We start from the raw sequence: 18,018 nt of genomic DNA, 5'->3' as shown, positions 1-18,018 counted from the left end.
TTTGACAGATATATGGCCACAATAATTTTAAATAGAATCCAGAGGAGGAATTTTGTCATGAACAAAGCAGAATTAATTGCAGCGATGTCTGAGAAAACGGAATTGTCCAGAAAAGATGCTGAGAAGGCATTAAAGGCATTCACTGATGTAGTTACAGAAGAACTGAAAAAGGGAGAGAAGATTCAGTTGGTTGGATTCGGTACTTTTGAAGTTTCCGAACGTGCGGCAAGAACCGGAAGAAATCCACAGAGTGGTGAGGAGATGGTAATTCCGGCTTCCAAAGCGCCGAAATTTAAGGCAGGTAAAGCGTTAAAAGATTTAATTAATGCGTAGTCAGTTTATGACATTATTGAGGACTCTCTGGGATAGATGCAGAGAGTCCTCTTTCCATATGAGTTATGCGCCTGATTTTTAAACGGCGCTATCGAAGAAAAATTCTGCGCACTATATAAAAGTTATTTCTGAACAGTTCCTAAGCAAAGAACTCAGGGCTTTTCAGCTGGATTCTATTTTGAGAGAGGAGAGGAAAAAGTGCGGCTTGATAAATATTTAAAAGTTTCCCGTCTGATTAAGCGGAGAACTGTGGCAAATGAAGCCTGTGATGCAGGCAGAGTGTCCGTGAATGGAAAAGTGGCGAAAGCGTCCCAGGATGTTAAAGTGGGCGATGAGATCGAGATTGGCTTCGGAACCAAAAATGTAAAAGTAGAAGTGCTGGCAGTACAGGACACCAGCAGGAAGGAAGAAGCGAAAGAATTATTTAAATATCTCTAATTGCAGGCATAAAATCCAGCCTCCTTCATATATTTAAAAAGGACATCCATATGGTCCCGGAAATATGGAAGGAGGTTTTTATATGGAAGAAAGAGCGGCGGGAGGCAGTCATAAGATTGTAATATCCAACCGGAAAAACGGAGTATTGAATGGCGTAATTGACGTGCTTTCCTTTGATGTGGGAGAAATCCTCTTGGAAACGGAAATGGGAATGCTGATGATAAAGGGAAATGATCTTCACGTAAACCGCCTGACACTGGAAAAGGGAGAGATAGACATTGAAGGAAAAATCGACAGTTTTACCTATTCAGATGTGAAATCTTCCGCAAAGCAAGGCGAATCTTTCCTGGGAAGATTGTTTAAGTGATGCAGGTAAGCGCAGGGATTATAAAGGAAGCAGATGTGCTGCTGGCCTCTTTCTTTACCGGAATGATACTTCTGTTTGTGTACGATCTGCTTCGAATTATGAGAAGGCTGATTTCCCATAAAGCCTGGGTGACGGGAGCGGAAGACCTGTTATTTTGGATTGGGAGCGCCATTGCTCTCTTTGCCATGCTGTACCGGGAGAACAGCGGCTATATCCGGGGATTTGTGATAGGCGGCGTTCTGGTTGGGATGTTAATCTATAATCTTTTGCTCAGCGCCTGGGTAGTAAAAGGAAGCGTATTTCTCTTAGAAAAAATTCTGTTTCTGGTAGGCAGGCCCCTGGTGTGGACAGCCCGTATCCTGAAAGGGCCTCTGGGACATTTGAAAAAGATGCTGAAAAAAGTCTTACGGTTTTGGAAAAAACAATTGAAAAAAATATGGAAAGCAGTTAGAATAGGATTATGTAAATTATAGACGCGCCGGATTTAGAAGCAGGCTGAGTGAAGTCAAGCGCCGGATTTAGAAGCAGTCAGGCTGCAGAAAGCGAAAAACCGGTGCAGAGAAAGGCAGTAACATGGGAAAACGTGAGAAAGCGCGCAAATCAAGCGCAGAGCGAACCAGAATGCGCAGGAGAAGAAAGCAGAATAAGTCCAGTATGATATGCATCACGTTGATTGTGTTGACCTTAATTGGCGTTATGTCTGTTCAGATTACATCCGTGTATCATAAGAATCAGTCTTATCTTACCCAGGAAGCAGAGCTGCAGGCGCAGATGGAATCGGAAGAGCAGCGAAAAGAAGAACTGAAGGAATATGAGAAATATGTGAATACAAAAGAATACATAGAGCAGGTGGCTAAGACGAAATTAGGACTTGTTTATCCCAATGAGATTATTTTCAAGGAGAAGAAATCCTCCGGGAAATAAATCCCGAGGATGAACCGTTCATATGAATTTCCTAAAACACATAAGCCCCTTAGAATCGCCAAAAGCAGTGGTTCTAAGGGACTTTTTGTCTAAAAGTTTTTGAAAACTTGTCCCGGGTTTGACAAACATTTCAGCCGCTTCTTTTTATAATAACTCCTGCACGTTTGGCATGGAAGGAATGGCCAAACAGAAAAGGAGGACGAAAAATGAAACAGACAAGATGGAAAGAAATTGTATTATACGGTTTGGCAATGGCAGTGTCAAAAGGAGCTTTTGCAGGGTGCTATCCGCTGATCCCGGGATTTTTTACCGCCTGCTATTTAGAAGAGGTCAACCGTACCCTGCTGCTGATATTCAGTATTTTTGGGATGGCGCTGTTTGTCCCGGTGCAGGCTATGGCAAAATACACGGTAGCGCTTCTGGTAACGGCAGCGGTAATCAGGCTGGTGGAATGGGCCTACAAAAGCTGCCGTACCTATATCGGAGCAGGCGGGGCGGCTCTGAGTTTATTTCTTGTTGCCATCGCGGGGGAGCTTTTGCAGGTGAGAAACCGGGCGGTTGTATGGATGGGGATTTTGGAATCTGTGCTTGTATTTGGAATGGTTCTGGCGCTGACTCCCATCCTCCACCAATTTATGGAAGGGGGATTCTTTTCCTTTGGCCGTAAAGAGGAAATCAGTCAGATTGCACCGGAGCATGGAGAAAAGCTGGAGACGTACGCCAGGTCTTTTAACGGACTGTCTCAGATTTTTTCTCAGATGGAAAGCTTTAAAAATAATTTTGAGCCGGAGGAAATGGGGAAAATGCAGCAGGAAATTGCAGGAAAAATATGTATGTCCTGCGACCAGTGCGCCATTTGCTGGCAGGAAGAAAACAGCCCGATGTTTGAGGTTTTTTACCGTCTGTTTCATTCCATAGAGAAGCGGGGCGGGGCAAAGGAAGAGGTGCATCAGGAGCTGGCAGATTACTGTCCTTATTCTGACAGTATTATAGAAGAAGCGGTAGGGGTTTTTGAGAAAGCGAAGCTGAATCTTGCATGGTATAATCGCCTGCTGGAAAACCGCGGGGTGATTGCAGAGCAATTGGACGCCATGGCTTACATTATGGAAGACTGCGCCAGGGAATACAAAGATATCAGCAGACGGGAGGGGAAACTGCTGGGTTCTGTAAAATACAGAATGAAGGAACGGGGAATTGCGGCAAGGGAGATCCGTCTCTATGAGAGAAGAAATGGAAAATTATCGCTGCAGATGCGGGCATGCTCCAAATGGGGAAACTGCGTTCCAGTAAAAGAACTGGCAAAGGCGGTTAGCCAGGGGCTTCACCGGGATATGGCTCCTGGAAAGTACGTCCGATCCATGGTGGGAAAGGAAGAAAACTTTCTGACTTTTGAAGAGGATACCTTGTTCCACACGCTGCAGGGGGTGGCAAGGCTGACGAAGGATGAGGCCCAAGTATCGGGAGACAGTTTTTCTTTTCTGGAACTGGACGGAGGAGAGAGTGTGATGGCCCTGTCAGACGGAATGGGTTCTGGAATTCGCGCTTGTAAGGAAAGTGAAATGGTGATAGAGTTAATAGAGAAGTTTCTGGAAGCCGGATTCAGAAAGGAAACTGCCATCCGGATGATGAACTCTGCCATGGTAATTCAGGGTGAGGAGGGGATTTTCTCTACGGTAGATCTGGCTTCCATGGATTTGTATACAGGAATATGCGAGTTTTATAAAATTGGTGCGGCAGCCACCTTTATCAAGCGGGGCGAAGAAGTGGAATGCATTTCTTCCGGAAGCCTTCCGGCAGGAATGTTCCATCAGCTTGAGATTGACAGAACCAGCCGTCAGCTTCAAAGCGGGGATTTTGTGATTCAGGTAACGGACGGCGTACTGGATGATTTGTATGTGCCGGCGCCAGAGGAGACATTTCAGGAAATTCTGGAAGACATTCAGACAAATAATCCGGAACAGATGGCCAAGCAGGCGCTGGAGAGGATTTTGCTGTTTACTGCGGGAAAGGTGCCGGATGATATGACGGTGCTGGTAACAGGAATTTGGGAAAAATAGCGGTGAAAACCCGTGAAGGGCAAAATGGCTGAAGATAATAACAGGAATTTTGAAATCAGGGAGAAACAGATGCAAAAGAAAATCTTGGAATATATGAGGGAATATCATATGGCAGAGGAGGGGGACTGTATTTTGGCTGCGGTATCCGGCGGCGCAGATTCTCTTTGCCTGCTGCTGATTTTGCTGGAATTGCAGAAAACAGTTGGATTTGATGTGTGCGCTGTGCACGTGGAACATGGAATCCGCGGAGCAGACAGTGTCAGTGACGCCTGTTTTGTGGAGAATTTCTGTAAAGAACGCAAGGTTCCCTGCCGGGTGTTTCACTGCAATGCTTTAGAGTATGCAAGAACACAGAAATTGACGGTGGAAGAGGGGGCAAGGAAGCTGCGGTACGGATTTTTTGACTGTGCTGCCAGAGAATTTGGCGCAGACAAGATTGCAGTTGCCCATAACAGAAACGACTGTGCAGAAACCATGCTGTTTCATCTGGTGCGGGGGACCGGACTTAAGGGAATGTGCGGCATCCTGCCTGTACGGGGGAAGATTATCCGTCCCCTGCTGTGCGCGGAACGAAAGGAAATTGAAGCCTATCTGGCAGACGTCCGGCAGGAATTTTGTCAGGATAAGACCAACGAAGCGCTGAATTATACCAGAAATAAGCTGCGCCATCAGGTATTTCCTGTGTTGGAGCAGATAAACAGTCAGGCTGTCGCCCATATGAACCGGATGGCAATTCTGACAGGGGAGACTGCAGAGTTAGTGGAGGATTTGACCAGGGAGGCAGAGAAGCAATATGTCACCTGGCAGGGCCGGGGCTGCTGTATTTCGGGGGAAGTGGTGAAAGAAAAAATGATTCTTCAGAAATCGCTGCTTTACCAAAGATTGTCAGAAGCAGCCGGAGACAGCAAAGATATTACGGATTTGCATGTGCAGCAGCTTCAGGAGCTTTTTGGCAGACAGGTTGGAAAAAGACTAGAGTTTCCTTATAATATTACAGCAGAGCGGGTGTATGAAGGAATCCGGCTGGAAAAATGCGAAGGGAAAAGAGCTAAAAAGGGGCGGCCCATGGGAAAGGCGGAAGAAATCCGGCCCCAAAGCGCCAACTCGGAAGAGGAGGAAACCGCCGCCGAAACCCAAGGGGATTTCCTGGAGCTTCAGCCGGACAGCGATTTGATAATTCCCTGTTATGGATATGAGATTCATGCCAGATTATTTGAAAATAATTTTCAAAATGAAGAAATTCCCAAAAAAATGTATACGAAATGGCTGGATTATGATAAAATAAAAGGTACCATGCAATTTAGAACACGTCGGGAAAAGGATTTTCTGGTGATCAGTGCAGATGGCAGAAGGAAAAAGCTGAAAAAATATTTTGTGGATGAGAAAATACCCAGACAAAAGCGGGACAGTATGCTGCTCCTTGCAGATGGCAGCCATATTCTTTGGGTCATAGGGCACCGCATCAGCGAAGATGTAAAAGTGACAGAACATACCAGAAGAATTCTTGAGATACAGGTAGATGGAGGAACGGTTCATGAGTGAAAAAGTCCGTGTATTAATATCAGAAGAAGAAGTGGAAAAACGAATTTGTGAAATGGGAAAAGAGATTAGTGAATATTATAAAGGGGAGGAAGTTCATTTGGTCAGCGTCTTACGAGGCGGGGTATTTTTCACCTGTCAGTTGGCAAAGAGGCTGTCAGTGCCGGTCTCCCTTGATTTTATGTCCGTATCCAGTTATGGAAATGACACCAAGTCCAGCGGAGTGGTGAAAGTAATTAAGGATCTGGATGATGCGATTGAAGGGAAAAATGTGCTGGTGGTGGAGGATATTGTGGATTCCGGCAGAACCCTGAGTTATTTACTGGAAAATTTGAAAAGCAGGAAGCCGAAGAGCCTGAGACTGTGCACTCTTCTGGATAAACCGGAATGCCGGGTGACAGATGTGCATGTGGACTATACCGGATTTCAGATTCCGGATGAGTTCGTAGTGGGCTATGGCCTTGATTATATGCAGCATTACAGGAATTTTCCTTATGTGGGAGTCGTAGAATTAGAGGATGAGGCGGCAAAATGAGTCTGCCGCTTCCAAAGAGTAAAACAGAATATCAGCAAATTTTGCAGACTATGAGAGAGGAGGCATAAGAAAGTATGAATGCACAGAAACGTAACCGGGCATTTGGATTATACATTGCTGTGATTTTGATCCTGGCATTGCTCTGGGTGCTGCGGGACAATTCTTCCGGTTTTGGACAGAATTCATTATATACTTATGCGCAGTTTGAACATGATTTGAAAAGTGAAAATGTGGTGTCGGTGATTATTTCCCAGAATCGGGAAGTGCCCACAGGCCAGGCAGATGTAACCCTGAAAGGGGATTCCGGCAATGGCGGCGCCAAAGTGCTGTACGTGTCGGATATCAATACTCTGCAGGAGACTATGAAGTCTTATGATTTTGCAGATTATGTGGTCAAGGAAATGCCGGAGGAAAACTGGCTGATTTCCATACTTCCCACATTGATTTTGTTTGCCGTGCTGTTTGTGTTCTATATTATGATGACCAATCACGCATCGGCAGCTTCCGGCGGCGGAAATAAAATGATGAATTTCGGCAAGAGCCGGGCAAAAATGACAACGGATGAGAATAAGAAGGTAACCTTTGGAAGCGTGGCAGGCTTAAAGGAAGAGAAGGAAGAGTTAGAAGAACTGGTGGATTTCCTTCGGGCGCCCAGAAAATATACCAAGCTTGGGGCAAGAATTCCCAAGGGCGTCCTGTTGGTGGGACCTCCCGGAACTGGTAAAACACTTCTGGCAAAAGCAGTGGCAGGAGAGGCAGGCGTGCCCTTTTTCAGTATTTCCGGTTCTGATTTTGTGGAGATGTTTGTAGGCGTGGGAGCTTCCCGTGTCCGGGATTTGTTTGAAGACGCCAAGAAAAATGCTCCTTGTATCGTGTTTATCGACGAGATTGATGCAGTGGCAAGGCGCCGCGGCACCGGAATGGGCGGCGGACATGACGAAAGAGAGCAGACCCTGAACCAGCTTTTGGTGGAAATGGATGGATTCGGCGTCAATGAGGGAATTATCGTGATGGCGGCTACCAACCGCGTGGATATTCTGGACCCTGCGATTATGCGTCCAGGCAGATTTGACCGGAAGGTACATGTGGGAAGGCCGGATATCGGCGGAAGAGAAGAGATTTTGAAGGTGCATGCCATGAATAAGCCGCTGGGAGATGATGTGGACTTAAAGCAGATTGCCCAGACCACAGCAGGCTTTACAGGAGCCGATCTGGAGAATCTTTTAAATGAAGCGGCCATCTATGCGGCCAAAGAAGACAGAGCATATATTATCCAGAGCGATATCCGCAAGTCTTTTGTAAAAGTGGGAATCGGCTCTGAGAAGCGAAGCCGGATTATAACAGAGAAGGAGAAGCGAATTACCGCTTATCATGAGGCGGGCCATGCGATTTTGTTTCATGTGCTGCCGGATGTGGGACCGGTGTATTCCGTGTCCATTATTCCTACAGGGATAGGGGCGGCAGGATATACCATGCCGCTGCCGGAACGTGAGGAGATGTTTAACACCAAAGGACGAATGATGCAGGAAATTATTGTGGATCTTGGAGGAAGAGTGGCAGAGGAACTGATCTTTGATGATATTACCACAGGAGCTTCCCAGGATATCAAGCAGGCTACCAGTGTGGCAAAGGCCATGGTGACTAAATATGGAATGTCGGAGCATGTGGGACTGATTAATTATGATAATGAGGATGATGAGGTCTTTATTGGAAGAGATCTGGCGCACACCAGAGCATATGGAGAGAATATTGCAGGAGTGATCGATCAGGAAATTAAGCGCATTATTGACGAGTGTTACCAGAAATCCAGAAACATTTTGATGGAGCATGAAAAGATTCTTCATAAATGTGCAGATCTCCTTTTGGAGAAAGAAAAAATCAGCAGAGATGAGTTTGAAGCATTGTTTGAAGGGTGAATTGTGCAAAATGACGATGGAAACCCCAGGGAATAGGGAAAAGGTACTGTGCAAAACATATAGAAACGGGCTGCAATTTTTATTAAGTTTGTGCACACTTATTGGGAAATATATGGTACTATAATTACTGTAAAAACCCCCCAATACATTATATAGTTTTTGCTATACCCCATAGTAAAAATACCTTCTCCTAAAAAGGCAGCCGTAACAAGCTGCCTTTTTAATGCACATGGACACCGAAGGAATATTGTCAGCAGAGCTGACGGATACCCGGCACGGCGGTCAGGGGGAATCTGCCCTGTCCGATCGGCACAAAAAATTGTGAGAGGTCATGCTATGAGTAAATATTCTATTTATGAATTGAATCAGAGACAGCAGTATATGATGCAGATGCGTCCCTTGCTACGGAAACATGCGTTGTTTTCCGATGGAACTAAGGATTACAGGACCCCCCCGGAGCCGGGGGAAAACGAGAAGGTCACACTGACATTCCGCACAGCAAAGAATAATGTGGATATTGTATGGCTGTGTCATGAATCAGGAAAGATTCCTATGGAAAAGCAGGAGACCAGGGGAGAATTTGATTATTATCGGACAGAGGTGCAGCTTGGGACAGAAGAGTACCGATATCATTTTGAAATAGCAACCGGAATGCTTCATTGTTATTATGACCGTATGGGGGTTACGCCTCAGGTGCGGCCGGAATATTCTTTTGCCATTGTGCCCGGATTTTCTACGCCGGATTGGGCAAAAGGCGCAGTGATGTATCAGATTCTGGTGGATCGTTTCTGTAATGGAGACTCTTCCAATGATGTTGTAACAAATGAATATTACTATATTAAAGTCTACAGCCAGCATGTGGAGAATTGGGAACAGTACCCGGCGGATTTTGGCGTAGGTGAATTTTACGGCGGGGATTTGGCTGGAGTAATGAAGAAAATGGATTATTTACAAAATCTCGGGATAGAAGTATTGTATTTTAATCCTTTGTTTGTTTCCCCCTCCAACCATAAATATGATATTCAGGACTATGATTACATAGATCCTCATTATGGCGTGATTATCTCGGACGGCGGAGAAGAGCTGCAGCCGGGAGAAACCGATAATGCCAAGGCCACCAAATATATTAAGCGGGTTTCTGATATTGAAAATCTGGAGGCCAGCAATGAGCTGTTTGCCTGTCTGGTAGCGGAAGCCCATAAACGGGGAATGCGGGTAATTTTGGACGGAGTATTTAACCACTGCGGTTCTTTTAATAAATGGCTGGACAAAGAACTGATTTACGAAAAGGAAGTAGGGTACGCCACCGGAGCCTATATATCGGCCGACAGCCCTTATCGTGATTTTTTCCAGTTTCATGATGAAAATTGCTGGCCTTACAACGGCAGTTATGACGGTTGGTGGGGGCACGATACGCTGCCTAAGCTGAATTATGAAGGATCCCAGGAACTGTACGATTATATTCTGGATATTGGAAGAAAATGGGTTTCTCCGCCTTACAATGCAGACGGATGGCGTCTGGACGTGGCGGCCGATTTGGGACATTCCGTGGAATTTAACCATCAGTTTTGGCGGGATTTCCGCAAAGCAGTGAAGGAAGCCAATCCGGAGGCTATTGTGCTGGCAGAGCACTATGGAGATCCGGTGGAGTGGCTGCGGGGTGATCAGTGGGATACGGTGATGAATTACGATGCTTTTATGGAGCCGTTAACCTGGTTTTTAACTGGAATGGAGAAGCACAGTGATGGCTATCGGCAGGATATGCTGGGGAATTTCCAGAATTTTGAAGGAGCCATGAATTATTATATGACCCGTTTTATGACGCCCTCTCTGCAATGCGCTATGAATGAATTGTCCAATCATGATCATTCCAGATTTTTGACCCGTACCAATCATAAGGTGGGCCGGGTGAATAATCTGGGAAGTGCGGCGGCAGGAGAGGAAGTAAATAAGGGAGTTATGAAGGAAGCGGTAGTGGTGCAGATGACCTGGCCGGGAGCGCCTACGATTTATTACGGAGATGAGGCTGGAGTAGTAGGATTTACGGACCCGGATAACCGCCGGACTTATCCCTGGGGAAAAGAAGATCAGGAATTGCTGGATTTTCATCGTGATATTATTCAGATTCACAAACGGTATGACGCCCTTAAGACAGGTTCTTTGAAGTTTTTGGGCGGAGATTATCAGGTGATGTGCTACGGGCGTTTTAACAGGCGTCAGCAGTTTGTTATCATCATCAATAACGACTATGTAGAGCGGGAGATGGAATGGAGAGTCTGGCCGGCCGGCATGGGTCGGGAAACGAGATTAGAGCGGATTATGTTTACCCAGCCGGAATCTTATTCTCTGGAACCGGTCGTTTATGAAGTGAAGAATGGACGTCTAAAGCTGTCCCTGCCGCCCAATTGTGCAGTGATTCTGAAAAATATCGGGCCAAAATAAAAAATTATCTTGCAAGCGGAAAAATCATATGTTATAATACAACTTAGCTGAGGAAATCAAATTGTATGATTTACCTCTTGCATTATGGATGGATTCCCGAGTGGCCAAAGGGAGCAGACTGTAAATCTGTTGGCGACGCCTTCGAAGGTTCGAATCCTTCTCCATCCATTACCTTATGTTTTGATAATTGAATAGAGTTTGCCGCAGTGGCGGAACTGGCAGACGCGCAGGACTTAAAATCCTGTGGTGGCGACATCGTACCGGTTCGATTCCGGTCTGCGGCATTTGTAATAAGGCTTGATTCATAAATGGATTAGCCTTTTTTGTTTTGCAGTTTTTTTGACAGAATGGATTTGGGTTTTGCGTAAAAAACAGTGCGAAAGCATGGATTGGGAGAGAAAGATAATGTAACAGTGCGAAGTAATTGGAGTGAAATTCTAAAGACTTCTACTTTATTAAAATTTTATAGTTGTAACTATTGATATTACGACTGTGTTGTGATATTATTTTGTTGTAACAAAAAAGTATATAACGAAAACATAAATAAGGGCAGTCATATCAAAGAAAGGATCAGTGTGGTTTGTAGATGAGCAGAGAGATGGATAAGCTGAAAAATGCCCTGGCTGAAGCGGAAGCTGTTGTAATTGGAGCAGGCGCCGGTTTATCGGCTTCTGCCGGGTTTACCTACAGCGGGGAGCGGTTTGAAAAGTATTTTGGAGATTTTATAGAAAAATATCATATTTCAGATATGTATGCCGGTGGTTTCTATCCTTATGAAACCTTGGAGGAATATTGGGCATGGTGGAGCAGGCATATTTATTACAATAGGTATGTGGACACTCCCAAGCCGGTATATTCTCGATTACATCAGTTGATGAAAGAGAGGAATTATTTTGTACTGACCACAAATGTGGACCATCAGTTCCAGAGAGCCGGTTTTGATAAAAAGCGGCTGTTTTACACTCAGGGAGATTATGGGTTGTGGCAGTGTTCCAAAGCCTGCCATAACAAAACTTATGATAATGAAGAAACCGTGAGGAGTATGATTTCGGAACAAAAAGAAATGAAAGTTCCTTCAGAACTTGTACCAAGCTGTCCGGTCTGCGGTGCGCCTATGACGATGAATCTGCGGCAGGATGATTTATTTGTACAGGATGCGGGGTGGCATTCGGCTGCAGAACGGTATCGTGAGTTTATCCAGAATTATAAAAACCGGCGGATTCTGTTTCTGGAGCTTGGGGTTGGAGGGAATACCCCTGGGATTATTAAATACCCTTTCTGGCACATGGTCAATGAGTGGAAAAATGCACAATATATCTGCATCAATGCCAAAGAGGCTTATGCACCGGAGGAAATTAAAGATAGATCCATCTGCATTCAGGCGGACATCGGGGAAGTACTCTGTCAGTTAGATATTTATGGGAAACAACAGATTCAGAAGCTTCACATAAATAGCTGTTTTTTTGATAATGAATAAAAATTTTCCAATAGAACCTTATTTCGGGGAAATGCATATTTTTCATAAAGTTCGGCGTATAATAGTTATAATACATTGCCCTTTCTATTTTGATTTGCTATAGTAAACTACGGAGAAAAGCAACATTTTACAATATTCCGAAGTAAGGAGAAAAGGATGGAGACAATTAAGAGGGATTTGTATTTGAATCGGCTGATTGAACGTAGAGAAAATGGCTTGATTAAAGTGGTTACTGGTATTAGGAGATGCGGAAAATCATACTTGCTGTTTAAGTTATATTATCAGTATCTCTTAGGTTCTGGCGTAGAGGAATCCAGAATTATCAGAATTCCGCTGGATGATGATTATGGAGACCTGCATGACAGCAGGAAACTGGGCGGCTATATTAAAGAGCGTATATCCGATGATGGCATATGGTATGTTTTTTGGACGAGGTCCAGATGTGCAGGGGATTTGAGGCGGTACTCAATGGCCTGAACAGAAGGGAGAATCTGGACATCTATGTAACAGGAAGCAATTCAAAATTCCTTTCCACCGATGTACTGACGGAATTTCGGGGGCGCGGAGATGAAATCCGGGTTTATCCGTTATGTTTTTCGGAATATGTTTCTGCATATTCAGGAGATACATATGATGCGTGGATGGATTATTGTACCTATGGAGGATTGCCGCTGATACTCAGCAGAAAAACAGATGAATTAAAGTCAAAATATCTGATTGATTTGTGCAGGGAATTGTATCTGAAGGATATTGAAGAGCGTCACAGGCTGCGTGGAGACAACTGTATGGCAGCATTGGTAAATATCCTTGCATCGGCGGTGGGTTCGCTGACCAATCCGACGAAACTGGCAAATACTTTTGGCAGCAATGGGATGAATGTCAGCGACAAAACCATAGGAGTTTATATTGGATATCTGTTAGAGGCTTTTATTATCAGTAAAGCAGAGCGGTATGACATTAAGGGAAAGCGGTATATTGCTTCTCCTTTTAAGTATTATTTCACGGATGTTGGGCTGCGCAATGCTCAGCTTAACTTCAGACAGCAGGAAGAGAATCATATTATGGAGAACATTATCTATAATGAACTGTTGATCAGAGGATTTAATGTGGATGTTGGCGTTGTGGAGCATTCCGAACGAGATGAGAATGGAAAAGTGGTTCGCAAGAGGCTGGAGGTGGATTTTGTCTGTAACCGTGGCAATCAGAGATATTATATCCAGTCTGCCTTTGCGATTCCGGACAGCAGCAAAATGCAGCAGGAGCAGAAGTCATTGGTGCATATTGGCGATTCTTTCAAGAAAATCATCGTGGTCAAGGACAGGATTAAATTATGGCGAAATGGGGAAGGAATTGTGGTTATGGGGATTATGGATTTCCTTTTGAAACCGAATAGCCTGGAACTGTAATTTGCAAATTATGTGGTGCGCAATAAACATAACACCCCGGGTATCATCAAATACCCATTCTGGCAGATGACGGCGGAGAATCCGAAGGCGGTGTATGTTGGCATCAATTATGGGGAGGCCTTCTGTCCGAAGAAGATAGAAAAGCGATCCATCTGTTTGAATGGAGAGATAGGAAAGATATTAGAACTGCTTTAGTATATCGTGATGCCTGCTATCCACCAGGATGATCATTTTACTTTGCATACCGTATCACTAACTTTAGATTCCCTTTCTCCATCAGAATATCAAAAATATCCTTCATATTTTTCTGATATCTCCCAATCTCACTGAATTTCTCATTCAAAAAGGAAATATACTCCGACCTATGATGATTCGATTATAATAAACAAAGGTTAAAAGAAACCAAATCTGCCCCTTTTGTATCTTATTCTTTTTCACATACCTCTCAGACATACCAAGTACTCTCATTGTCTCTGCTGCACAGGGCTCTAGTTTTATCAGCGCCATAACCTTATAGATTGGATTCTCTTCAATCAATTGCGTAAAGCCTGCAAAATATTGGGTTTCTGTCTGTTCACCTTCACAAAAGATATAATAGCGATACTTTTTCTTCTCCAGATGCTCTTGGCGGCGTTTCTTCTTCTATGCCTCCATTCCTGCTTTTTAGGCACCTACATCACTCCAGTCTATGATTTTCTTCAGATAGGGATCTGCACCATATTTACCTTCCAAATATTGTTTATCATATTTTGTGTCCTTACGAACAGATTCTCCATTATCATTTTTAGACTCAACCAAAGAATATAATCCTGAATTCTGTCCTCTTCCCTTTGCCGCAAACCAGATTTCGTCTCTCCTGAATACTTCGTTATTCATGGTAGACAAATCATGTAAAGTGAAAATTAATTGCCCGCCTTTCTTGTTAATATTCATATCTGTAAATAGCTTAATCACATATTGCAGTAATACAGGATGAATCTTTGCGTCCAATTCATCAATAACCAGCGCACTTCCATAAATCAGACTTTTTGCAATTAACGGAAGTAAACCGAACAATTTTCTTGTCTCACTGGATTCTTCCGACAATGTGATTTCTGCACTATACCCATCTAGGCAAGGTTGGCGAGAGATCCTCACTTATTTTTAATTTTCCGAAGATTCCTTTTAATTCTGTTGATTCTGTATTTCTTCTGAAAAGCGCCGAACGTCTTCCGGTATCCATTTTCACCCGATCAAGACTTTCATAAACAACTTCGCCTTTCTTCACATGAAGAATGTAACGATATTCTGCTTTTACCGTTCTGAAAAACAATTCAAATTCTGTCGGTTCCTCTTTTGCCTGTTCAGAAAATGCAAATGGTTCTACCGGAATTTTACGGACTTTATAATCGCAATCAGACTTATCACAAGTCGCACAGAGCGGTCTTAACACTTTGGAATCCAATGTATGCAATGCTTCTAAGACATTAGATTTTCCTCCTCCATTAGGTCCATAAATCGCAGAAATTGGCAAAAACAATTTACCATATGTATCTACATAGAGAAATAAACGGTATACCGTTAACCTTGGCTTGGAATCACCTTTATACGCTTCTTAATTCTTGCAACAGGGGGATTTCTATATGACTTATTCAGATGTTATTATATTACGTCTCACAAAGCTGTGTCGGGAACAAGGCATTACCATCAACAAGCTGGCTACGCTGTCCGGCATTACACAATCCACCGTTGAAAATATTATGTCTGGGAAAACAAAGAACCCAAAACTGAAAACACTGCATAAACTTGCAATTGGCTTGGGGATGATGGTATCTGAATTATTGGATTTCCCTGAAATGAACGAAACTATCTTTGAGGATGAATAACCCATCCCGCTACGGTAATGAGATATCACACCTTGCATAAAATTTTTCCTCTATACAATCAGCCATACTTCTCTTTTTATGAATCGTTCTTTTTTGTTACAACCATATGAAATGCGAGATTAAACTTCCAACAGCAGGAACCGACCCATATTATGGAAAATATTGTTTATAACGAATTACTCATTCGCAGATATTATGCCGATATAGGAATCATAGATGTGTATGGAAAAGCTCAAGAGGGAAAACGTGTACGCAAGCAGCTTGAGGTTGATTTTGTTGTTAATCAGGGAAGTCAGAGATATTATATTCGTCGCTTATGATATGTCATCAAAGGAAAAGCAGGCTCAGGAATTATTTCTTAGGATAGACGGCCGCCGGCATTGAAATTTAGTTCCATTTGTGCTATACTCAACAAAATTCTTTGCAGGAGGTTTTATCATGAGCGGCATGAAGGAAAAATTACACACCGGAGAGCTGTATTTGCCTGGAGATGAAGCGATTATTAAAGAGCAGGTGGTTTATCAGGACAAGCTGTGTGAATACAATCAGACCAAACCCTCCCAGGCGGAACAGAGGGCGGAAATGCTGAAGGACATGCTGGGGGACTGCGGTGAGGGAGTATACATAGAAGCCCCGTTTTACGCTAATTTTGGCGGGAAGAACTGCCATTTTGGAAAGATGGTGTATGCGAATTATCATCTGACCTGTGTAGACGATACCCATATCTACATCGGAGATTATACGATGATTGGGCCAAATGTCACTCTTGCCACTGCAGGGCATCCGATTCTGCCTGAGCTTCGGGAGCAGCTTTATCAGTATAATATGCCCGTTCGTATTGGAAGGAATTGCTGGATTGGAGCTGGAGCCGTGGTAATGCCGGGCGTTACCATTGGGGACAATACGGTGATTGGAGCCGGGAGCGTGGTGACGAAGGACATTCCGGCAAATGTGGTGGCGGTGGGGAATCCCTGCCGGGTGATGCGGGAAATCGGCGAGCATGACAGGAAATATTATTTCAAGGACAGGGAGATTCTTCCAATTTCCGCCGATATAAAATACAAATAAGAATCAGGAAGGGGAATGGAGCGTGGACACAAGGTATCAAATATCAGAACATACAGAAAATATTTTTTCAAAATTCTTCCCTATGGAACCTGGAGAAGGAAAATCCGCTGTGGACCACAGTTTTCAGATTATGCTGGCTCGTCAGGCAGACAGAAAAAGTATCCGCGGCAGGAACTGGAGAAATGACGATGGATTTTCCGGGCCTACAAAGGAAGAATTATTTCAGATAAAGGCAGAACGGAAGAAGAAGTGGAAGCGGGAAGCCGAGTACAGCCGCCTGCTGGAGGAGAGTTCTCTGAGACGGAGGTACAAAGAGAAAATAAATGTAAAGAAATATCCTCACGGCAGCTTAACCACAAAAGCATACAATGAGAGGAAAGAAGATGGAAGAACGGGAGCAAACTCAGGAGTATGATAAGAATCCACCGTCAGATTCGGAATCGCCGGGCGGCGGATTGGAGGAGCGTCCGGCAGATTCAGCGCTGCCGGGCGGCCAGATTAAGGAGTGTCTGGGAAAAGAACGTTCAAAAAAGGAGCGGGAAAGTTTAAAGATACAGAAAGCAGAGTGGATATACAGCCAGATACAGAAGCAGCGGGAAGCGGAGGACGCGTTGTTTGAACAGATCCGTCAGGAACAGGACGTACTGGACAGGCTGAACCAGTCCATTGAGAAGAATATGGAACGGACCAGGGAAGCCAGAAAATACAACCAGGAATTTCAGGAGCATATGGACTCCCAGGTCTATGCCATGTATGGAATCACGGAAGATAAACTGCAGGGGATTCGGGAATATCGGAATGCCTATTACCAGGGCTGCGCCTTTTCCCTGTTTCTGCTGTCTGTGGCGTTGGTGGCATTGTGCGGCGTCCTTCATGGGTTCCAGTCACAGATTTGCCTGTTTATGATTGCTTTTACAGGGATTGAGGGAACTCTTCTGGCTCAGGAGAAAAAGAGGGGAAAAATCCTGGATATCATTTGCAAAATTCTGTATCTCCTCATGTTTCCCCTGATGATGGTGGTATTTATCTGTTTTGAACTGGGCTATCAGGAGTATCATATGATTCTGCCCTGGCTGGCAATCTTTGGGATTTGCGTACTGGTGGTGGGAACTGCAGCGTATTTCTTCCATAATCCCTATCGGAAAGAGAAGCGGAAGGTGGGTGAAGCCAGAGAGACTATCCGTGAAATTGAAAAGACAGCCCGAAAGGAAGTGCGCAAGAACCAGAAATCCAGAGAAAAATCCGAAAAGCAGCAGAAAAAACTTCTGGGCCGGGAAGCGGCAAGACAAAAAAAGCAATTAGAAAAAGAGGAAAAGCAGAGGCAGCGGCTGTTAGAAAAAGAAGAAAAGCAGCAGCAAAGATTGTTGGAAAAAGAAGAAAAGCAGCAGCAAAAGTTGTTGGAAAAAGAAGGGCAGCAGCAGAACCTGCTGGAGAAAAAAGATAATATGCTGTCCCGGTTTCAGAAAAAAGAAGAATATCCAAAACTGGAGACAGCAGCGGATGATAGTTTGGAGATTGAATCAAAAGACCGGGAAACAGAACAGTGAAATTGTTTGGGAGACAAAATTAGAATTTCTAATTTTGTCTCTTTTCTTGCTTTATAGGAAATTGCGATTTTTGAGGAGAGAAAAAGAACAAGAGTTTACCGAAC

At 44.1% G+C, this 18,018-nt stretch carries 17 protein-coding genes, 2 tRNA genes and 3 pseudogenes; 20 read left to right on the top strand and 2 right to left on the bottom strand.

Annotation, left to right across the window (positions count from 1 at the left end; translation table 11 throughout):
* Positions 1-57: 57 nt before the first annotated feature.
* From E5329_RS19560 to E5329_RS32245, 15 genes and pseudogenes are all read left to right on the top strand, one after another.
* The gene (locus tag E5329_RS19560; protein WP_135991045.1) at positions 58-333 is read left to right on the top strand and encodes an HU family DNA-binding protein; all 276 of its coding nucleotides are present in this window, start codon (positions 58-60) and stop codon (positions 331-333) included.
* 198 nt (positions 334-531) lie between these two features.
* Positions 532-771: an RNA-binding S4 domain-containing protein gene (locus E5329_RS19555; protein WP_135991044.1), complete on the top strand. Its 240-nt coding sequence runs from the start codon at positions 532-534 to the stop codon at positions 769-771.
* 82 nt (positions 772-853) lie between these two features.
* On the top strand, positions 854-1,138 hold the full coding sequence (yabP, locus tag E5329_RS19550) for a sporulation protein YabP (protein ID WP_135991043.1): 285 nt from the start codon (positions 854-856) through the stop codon (positions 1,136-1,138).
* Complete coding sequence (gene yabQ / locus E5329_RS19545; protein ID WP_275443498.1) at positions 1,138-1,611, top strand: spore cortex biosynthesis protein YabQ; 474 nt, start codon at positions 1,138-1,140, stop codon at positions 1,609-1,611. Before yabP ends, yabQ begins: the two co-directional genes overlap by 1 nt.
* 100 nt (positions 1,612-1,711) lie before the next feature.
* Positions 1,712-2,062, top strand: coding sequence for an FtsB family cell division protein (locus E5329_RS19540; RefSeq protein ID WP_135991041.1), 351 nt, complete (start codon positions 1,712-1,714; stop codon positions 2,060-2,062).
* A gap of 206 nt (positions 2,063-2,268) precedes the next feature.
* On the top strand, positions 2,269-4,119 hold the full coding sequence (locus E5329_RS19535) for a SpoIIE family protein phosphatase (protein ID WP_135991040.1): 1,851 nt from the start codon (positions 2,269-2,271) through the stop codon (positions 4,117-4,119).
* Positions 4,120-4,143: 24 nt separating this feature from the next.
* Complete coding sequence (tilS, locus tag E5329_RS19530; protein WP_135991039.1) at positions 4,144-5,661, top strand: tRNA lysidine(34) synthetase TilS; 1,518 nt, start codon at positions 4,144-4,146, stop codon at positions 5,659-5,661.
* Complete coding sequence (gene hpt / locus E5329_RS19525) at positions 5,654-6,193, top strand: hypoxanthine phosphoribosyltransferase (RefSeq protein ID WP_135991038.1); 540 nt, start codon at positions 5,654-5,656, stop codon at positions 6,191-6,193. The genes tilS and hpt overlap by 8 nt, the downstream gene beginning before the upstream one ends.
* 74 nt (positions 6,194-6,267) lie before the next feature.
* Complete coding sequence (ftsH, locus tag E5329_RS19520; protein WP_135991037.1) at positions 6,268-8,109, top strand: ATP-dependent zinc metalloprotease FtsH; 1,842 nt, start codon at positions 6,268-6,270, stop codon at positions 8,107-8,109.
* 336 nt (positions 8,110-8,445) lie between these two features.
* Positions 8,446-10,551: a glycoside hydrolase family 13 protein gene (locus E5329_RS19515; RefSeq protein WP_135991036.1), complete on the top strand. Its 2,106-nt coding sequence runs from the start codon at positions 8,446-8,448 to the stop codon at positions 10,549-10,551.
* Between the two features lie 86 nt (positions 10,552-10,637).
* Positions 10,638-10,719 (top strand) — tRNA-Tyr (locus E5329_RS19510).
* A gap of 32 nt (positions 10,720-10,751) precedes the next feature.
* Positions 10,752-10,835: transfer RNA gene (locus E5329_RS19505), tRNA-Leu, on the top strand.
* 302 nt (positions 10,836-11,137) lie between these two features.
* A complete protein-coding gene (locus tag E5329_RS19500; protein WP_135991035.1) occupies positions 11,138-12,028 on the top strand; it encodes an SIR2 family NAD-dependent protein deacylase in 891 nt (296 codons plus the stop codon).
* A gap of 156 nt (positions 12,029-12,184) precedes the next feature.
* A pseudogene (locus tag E5329_RS19495) lies at positions 12,185-13,434 on the top strand (ATP-binding protein).
* A gap of 30 nt (positions 13,435-13,464) precedes the next feature.
* Positions 13,465-13,629 (top strand): annotated as a pseudogene (locus E5329_RS32245) (Sir2 silent information regulator family NAD-dependent deacetylase); the annotation flags it as partial.
* Between the two features lie 468 nt (positions 13,630-14,097).
* Here E5329_RS32245 and E5329_RS30840 read toward each other — a convergent pair.
* Entirely contained in the window at positions 14,098-14,520 is a 423-nt protein-coding gene (locus E5329_RS30840; RefSeq protein WP_275443496.1) for an AAA family ATPase, read from the bottom strand.
* A gap of 13 nt (positions 14,521-14,533) precedes the next feature.
* Positions 14,534-14,947, bottom strand: a complete 414-nt coding sequence (locus tag E5329_RS30835; protein WP_275443495.1) for an AAA family ATPase — start codon at positions 14,945-14,947, stop codon at positions 14,534-14,536.
* A 109-nt stretch (positions 14,948-15,056) separates the two neighbouring features.
* Here E5329_RS30835 and E5329_RS19475 point away from each other — a divergent pair, with 109 nt between their 5' ends.
* The 5 genes and pseudogenes from E5329_RS19475 (at position 15,057) to E5329_RS19455 (ending at position 17,914) form a co-directional block, all read left to right on the top strand.
* Complete coding sequence (locus tag E5329_RS19475) at positions 15,057-15,299, top strand: helix-turn-helix domain-containing protein (RefSeq protein ID WP_135991034.1); 243 nt, start codon at positions 15,057-15,059, stop codon at positions 15,297-15,299.
* 110 nt (positions 15,300-15,409) lie between these two features.
* A pseudogene (locus E5329_RS19470) lies at positions 15,410-15,650 on the top strand (ATP-binding protein); the annotation flags it as partial.
* Positions 15,651-15,737: 87 nt separating this feature from the next.
* Positions 15,738-16,367, top strand: a complete 630-nt coding sequence (locus tag E5329_RS19465) for a sugar O-acetyltransferase (RefSeq protein WP_135991033.1) — start codon at positions 15,738-15,740, stop codon at positions 16,365-16,367.
* Between the two features lie 109 nt (positions 16,368-16,476).
* Complete coding sequence (locus E5329_RS19460; protein ID WP_135991032.1) at positions 16,477-16,782, top strand: hypothetical protein; 306 nt, start codon at positions 16,477-16,479, stop codon at positions 16,780-16,782.
* Positions 16,751-17,914 carry a hypothetical protein gene (locus tag E5329_RS19455; RefSeq protein WP_135991031.1) on the top strand — a complete coding sequence of 388 codons (1,164 nt, stop codon included), beginning with the start codon at positions 16,751-16,753 and terminating at the stop codon, positions 17,912-17,914. The genes E5329_RS19460 and E5329_RS19455 overlap by 32 nt, the downstream gene beginning before the upstream one ends.
* The last annotated feature ends 104 nt before the right edge of the window (positions 17,915-18,018 follow it).

It is taken from the genome of Petralouisia muris, from assembly GCF_004793545.1.
GTDB classification, from domain to species: domain Bacteria; phylum Bacillota; class Clostridia; order Lachnospirales; family Lachnospiraceae; genus Petralouisia; species Petralouisia muris.
This window is presented reverse-complemented; position numbering and strand designations above follow the sequence as displayed.

Bases quoted from the DNA above. Each gene is read 5' to 3' on its own strand.
- ftsH (WP_135991037.1), top strand. From the start codon at position 6,268: ATGAATGCACAGAAACGTAACCGGGCATTTGGATTATACATTGCTGTG.
- E5329_RS19535 (WP_135991040.1), top strand. From the start codon at position 2,269: ATGAAACAGACAAGATGGAAAGAAATTGTATTATACGGTTTGGCAATG.
- E5329_RS19465 (WP_135991033.1), top strand. From the start codon at position 15,738: ATGAGCGGCATGAAGGAAAAATTACACACCGGAGAGCTGTATTTGCCT.
- E5329_RS19515 (WP_135991036.1), top strand. From the start codon at position 8,446: ATGAGTAAATATTCTATTTATGAATTGAATCAGAGACAGCAGTATATG.
- hpt (WP_135991038.1), top strand. From the start codon at position 5,654: ATGAGTGAAAAAGTCCGTGTATTAATATCAGAAGAAGAAGTGGAAAAA.
- E5329_RS19500 (WP_135991035.1), top strand. From the start codon at position 11,138: ATGAGCAGAGAGATGGATAAGCTGAAAAATGCCCTGGCTGAAGCGGAA.
- yabP (WP_135991043.1), top strand. From the start codon at position 854: ATGGAAGAAAGAGCGGCGGGAGGCAGTCATAAGATTGTAATATCCAAC.
- E5329_RS19540 (WP_135991041.1), top strand. From the start codon at position 1,712: ATGGGAAAACGTGAGAAAGCGCGCAAATCAAGCGCAGAGCGAACCAGA.
- E5329_RS19455 (WP_135991031.1), top strand. From the start codon at position 16,751: ATGGAAGAACGGGAGCAAACTCAGGAGTATGATAAGAATCCACCGTCA.
- E5329_RS19560 (WP_135991045.1), top strand. From the start codon at position 58: ATGAACAAAGCAGAATTAATTGCAGCGATGTCTGAGAAAACGGAATTG.
- tilS (WP_135991039.1), top strand. From the start codon at position 4,144: ATGGCTGAAGATAATAACAGGAATTTTGAAATCAGGGAGAAACAGATG.
- yabQ (WP_275443498.1), top strand. From the start codon at position 1,138: ATGCAGGTAAGCGCAGGGATTATAAAGGAAGCAGATGTGCTGCTGGCC.
- E5329_RS19475 (WP_135991034.1), top strand. From the start codon at position 15,057: ATGACTTATTCAGATGTTATTATATTACGTCTCACAAAGCTGTGTCGG.